At 57.6% G+C, this 4,594-nt stretch carries 5 protein-coding genes; 2 read left to right on the forward strand and 3 right to left on the reverse strand.

All coding sequences use genetic code 11. From position 1 onward, the window contains the following. Window positions 1-343 precede the first annotated feature (343 nt). Both NW816_RS13835 and NW816_RS13840 read left to right on the forward strand, forming a co-directional pair. Complete coding sequence (locus tag NW816_RS13835; RefSeq protein ID WP_414409539.1) at window positions 344-1,465, forward strand: LptF/LptG family permease; 1,122 nt, start codon at window positions 344-346, stop codon at window positions 1,463-1,465. A gap of 63 nt (window positions 1,466-1,528) precedes the next feature. After that, window positions 1,529-1,675 (forward strand): hypothetical protein, encoded by a 147-nt coding sequence (locus tag NW816_RS13840; RefSeq protein WP_187147235.1) that lies wholly within the window; start codon window positions 1,529-1,531, stop codon window positions 1,673-1,675. A gap of 85 nt (window positions 1,676-1,760) precedes the next feature. Here NW816_RS13840 and NW816_RS13845 read toward each other — a convergent pair whose 3' ends face one another. The 3 genes from NW816_RS13845 to upp all read right to left on the reverse strand — a co-directional run bounded on the left by NW816_RS13845 (window position 1,761) and on the right by upp (window position 4,304). Continuing rightward, a complete protein-coding gene (locus tag NW816_RS13845) occupies window positions 1,761-2,468 on the reverse strand; it encodes a tetratricopeptide repeat protein (RefSeq protein ID WP_414375473.1) in 708 nt (235 codons plus the stop codon). Continuing rightward, window positions 2,455-3,423: an HAD hydrolase family protein gene (locus NW816_RS13850; protein WP_414375472.1), complete on the reverse strand. Its 969-nt coding sequence runs from the start codon at window positions 3,421-3,423 to the stop codon at window positions 2,455-2,457. Before NW816_RS13850 ends, NW816_RS13845 begins: the two co-directional genes overlap by 14 nt. Before the next feature lie 191 nt (window positions 3,424-3,614). Beyond that, window positions 3,615-4,304 (reverse strand): uracil phosphoribosyltransferase, encoded by a 690-nt coding sequence (gene upp / locus NW816_RS13855; protein ID WP_414344397.1) that lies wholly within the window; start codon window positions 4,302-4,304, stop codon window positions 3,615-3,617. Window positions 4,305-4,594: the final 290 nt, after the last annotated feature.

Here is a 4,594-nt window from a genome sequence, read left to right on the forward strand (position 1 = left end):
CTCGGTGATGGTGATGTACACCGTTGCCACTAATCGGCAACCGGGGTTGGGAACCAGCCTCGTGAGTCTTGGATGCTCCAGCTCTACTTCAAAGTCCTGCGGGGCTATGAAGCAACTGGGGCAGAGGAAGAGACTAAAATCCTGCCGTCAAGCGAATGGGGCATCAGAAACCCCATCCGCCCATGCGGTGGGGTAGTTCATCAGTTTCCGGCTTCTCTGGCTGGATAAGGATCTTGCTGTTCTGCCCACTATTTCCTCTGGCTTCGTGAAACTTCATTCTCCCCCCACCCATCCGGTTGGCCGTTCCTCCAGCACGTTCTCCCTCGCTTGTGCGGTGGGCCTGATGGATCGCTATGTCCTCTCGGAAATGCTGCTGCCGTTTCTCTTTGGGGTGGGGGCTTTCACAACCTTGGTGATGGCGGTGGGATCCCTGTTCGAGCTGGTGCGCCTGGTGGTGGAGGCAGGGTTATCGATTTCAGCAGCCTTGCAGGTGTTCGTGCTGCGGGCGCCGGGGATCATCGTTTTGACGTTCCCGATGTCCATGTTGCTGGCGACGTTGCTGGCCTATGGGCGCTTGTCTGCCGACAACGAGATCACGGCCTTGCGCGGATGCGGGGTGAGCCTTTACCGCCTCATGGTGCCTGCCCTCGTCCTCAGCTTGCTGGTGACGACGTTAACGTTTCTGTTCAATGAGCTGGTGGTGCCGGTGAGCAATCGCCAAGCGGCCACGACTTTGAATCGAGCTTTAAATCGGGATCCCGACTTCCGGCGGGAGAATATCCTCTACCAAGAATTTGGCGAGATCCTCATGCCTGAGCCGGACGGCACCTTTTCCCGGCGACAAGGGCTAACCCGTCAGTTCTACGCCCGCAGCTTCGATGGGAAGCAAATGCGCGGCATTATCGTCCTAGATTTTTCCAACGAAGCGCTCAACCAAATCCTGCTGGCCCAACGGGGACGCTGGGATCCCCAAGAGAATCTTTGGGTGTTTGAGGATGGCACCAACTACATCGTTTCTCCTGATGGCACCTACAGCAACATTGCCACCTTCAGCCGGCAGGAGTTGCGCCTGCCTCGCGCACCACTGGAGCTGGCTCAAGAGATCCGCAGCCCTGAGGAAATGAACATTCGAGAGCTGAACCATTATATCGAAGTGATTGCCAGCTCTGGCGATCTGCAACGGGTGCGTCGTCTACAGGTCAGCCTCAACCAGAAGTATGCCATTCCCTTTGCGTGTCTGGCGTTCACCCTGATTGGGGTGCCTTTGGGATTGCGCCCGCAACGCACCGGTTCCTCTTTGGGGTTGGGCATCAGTGTGCTGATTATCTTTGCCTTCTATGTGCTGCTGTTCATCACCCAGGCGCTGGGACAAATTGGGACGCTGGGGCCGGCAACGGCGGCTTGGTTGCCCAACTTCATCTGTGCCGTCGTAGGACTGGGGTTGCTTCACCGAGCCAATCAATAGCTGCTGGGCACCGTTTTTCCAGATGTAGGATCAGGGTTGCCTATGCATTCTGGAGAGCCCCCCATGGAAATCCAAGCCTGGATGAATTGGATGTTCGGAGGATTGGCCCTGCTGATTTTGGGGGGAGGCATGCTGATGATGTTCACCACGGTGTTCACCACCAAAGGGCCCCAGCCCGAAGATTCTCAGTCGGATCCCAAAAAGGGGTGAGCCTAGCCCAAGGCCCGGTGACCAGTGGGATCCCTGGCATCCAGCTACATGCCTTCATGGGTTGTCAGTCTGGGCCGAGAGAGAACTAGTCCCGCTCCTGTTGGCGGAGCCGCTGCAGAAGCGAGAGGGGTTTCTCTTCCTCTGGCCCTTTCTTTTCAGTCGCAGTTGGCAGGGCGGCTGTTTCTGTTTTCTGAGGTTCGAGCAAGAGCTTGGCGGCTTCTGACTCGACGGCTGGAGGACGAGCCGGGTTTTTCCCTTGTTGGCCGGGCAGGGGCACAGACTCCAGAGTGGCCAGTAAAGATTGAATATGGCTGTGGGTTTCCGGATGGTTGCTGGCGGCATGGGCCAAAAGGGTGAGCTGCTCTTTGGCTGCGGCCAGGTTCCCCAGCTTGAGATCCACCAAAGCCAGTTGATAGCGGGCCTTAAAGCTACTGGGATCCACCTCTACCGAGCGTTGAAAGGCAGCGCGCGCCTCCGCCAGCTTGCCCTGACGGGCGTAGATCAAGCCGAGGTTAAAAGGCACATCGGGATCCCGTTCGCTGGGCAGCACCAAGGTTTTTTCTTCCAGTTCAATCGCGCTCCGGTAGGCGTTGATGGCCAAGGTATGAAAGCCCATCTGCAGGTAGCGGGCTCCGTCTTCCTTCAGTTGGGCGACCGTCGGTTCTCCTGTCAGTAGGGTCATGGGCGGTTGTGCGTAGGCGGGCATGGCCATCGCCAAACTCAGCAAGCATCCCGCCGTTCTCAAGCCCAGGGGGACAGCCTGACAACCGCTCTGCTGCTTATTCATCACCATGATCTGTTTCCTCCAACCACATCAACACCACTTCATTCCACCCCTCTGGGCCGGGGAGCTGAGCCAATTGCCATTGGGGCAGGGCCTCACTCCAGAGGCTATCCGCAATTGGGCTGGGAAGCACCACTTTTTGCTCCGTCCACCGCAAAAAGGCCACATCGGGCGGGGAACAACCAATGCCCAAAGCCTTGATAGGGCCCAAATGCCGTTGATAGCAATCCAGCAGCCGCCGCACCGCCTGCTCCCCCGGCGAGAAATTGGGTTCTGCGGCCATCGTTGGCCGTATCCATCCGGTCAGATACCATTGCGGCAGGCTGGAGAAGTGGAGCTGACGCACCCGCAGCAGATGTTGGGTGAGGTTGGCCTCTTGTTGGGCAAAAGCTTCCCGTAGGGTTTCGGGATCCCCGGAATAGCTGAAAATCTCGCTGTACTCTCGCTGCTGCGCCCGCTCCGCCTCTTCCAAAGGGATCCCGGTGGCAGCGGCCAGTTCAGAGGCAGTCCAATCCCCAAACCCGATCAAGTCCAAGTGGAAATCTTGGCGCACCTGTTGCAAGATGCTGCGCAGGCGAGAATAGGGCAGACCCAAGGCATACACGTAGTAGGGCGGTCGGTGTTGCCACTGCTCATCCAGAATGCCCGCCGGGAAGTAATGCTCAGGCACGTAAACGGCGGATCCATCCTCGCAGATGAACGGATGCTCCAGGCGTAACTGCCGCCGCACCTGCTCCAGTTGAGCACGGGTGCGCAGGCTGTAGAGCACCAAGGGAATGGAGCGGCGCTCTAGGGCAGCCAAGGCTTGTCGGGCAGCACCATAGCTGTTGGACTCCAGATCCAGCAAGCTGCCATCCAAACTGGTAAGGACAAGTCGCATAGGCGCAGGAAGGGAAAAGGTGCTGGCCCCGTCAGAATTGCAAGTAGCGCGACCGGGATCCCTGAAGCGGCCAACATTACCCATGATCCAATAGCTTGACCAATCTGAGGGGGGTTAGCCTCAAATGCTCTCCCTCAAAGCATCTGGGTGAATGGGCAATCCGTGCGCCAGAAGTGGTAAAAGCTCGATTGAGCACTACAGAATGCGTGTGTCGCCGAAGATCTTGGCTCAAAAACCAGCAGCAGAGAAGACAGACAGATTGAGTGGGTCAGTGGCTAGTTTTCTGTGCCAAAGGCACGATCCCCTGCATCCCCCAGCCCGGGCAAAATGAACCCTCGATCGTTCAGCCGCTCGTCGATCATGGCGCAGAAAATTTGCACCATCGGGTAGTGGGATCCCAACCGCTGTAACCCTGGGGGCGCTGCCAATGCGCAGACAATCCGGACCAAGCTGGGATCCGCCCCCCGCTTTTTCAGCTCATCCAAAACCCACAGCAGCGTGCCCCCGGTGGCCAACATCGGCTCGGGAATGAGAATGCGCATCTGCTCAGGGATCCGCTCTGGAAGGCGATTGAGGTAGCAACTGGCCTGCAGCGTTTCCTCATCCCGCACCATACCGATGTGAAAGATCCGCGCCTGGGGCAAAAGGGCTTGACAACCCTCTAACATCGCCAAACCGGCTCGCAATACAGGCACAATGCCCAGCAGGGTATCCGGCGCAATGACCTCCGCGGCAACGGGTTCCAAAGGGGTTTGCACCTGAACGGTCTGGGTGGGGATCCACTCCCGCATCGCCTCATAGGTCAGCCAACGGCCCAGCTCCGACATGGCCGTGCGAAACAGGGGCATGGGAGTCTCCGCATCCCGAGCCACAGTTAGCCAATGCTTGATGAGCGGGTGAGGGGGGACATAAACACGAAGCTGCTGACTTGCCACGGGAGAATGCCTCAATCTGGGCGGTAGCATAGCGGGTTGCCTCAGCAGAAAGCAAGCTCTCCAATTGACTTGACCGCAACTCCATCCCGACCGGATCAATAGCTCCGGCAAATGCCCAACAGGTGGAACTCTTTGATCAAGCAGGGTTGGGACAGAACGAGGTCTGCAGGTTGTAGCTGTTCAGATTAGGCTACTGAGACAAGCCTTCTGGTTCAGTGCATTCAGCACCCTAAGTGCGGGTGAAGTGTCCTAGGTCGTGTTGATCTTATGTTAGGATAGAGAGAATAATTTATAGAGGAAAGAGGATGAAGTTGGTTTTT

The organism is Synechococcus sp. W55.1 (assembly GCF_047461655.1).
Taxonomy (GTDB): domain Bacteria; phylum Cyanobacteriota; class Cyanobacteriia; order Thermostichales; family Thermostichaceae; genus Thermostichus.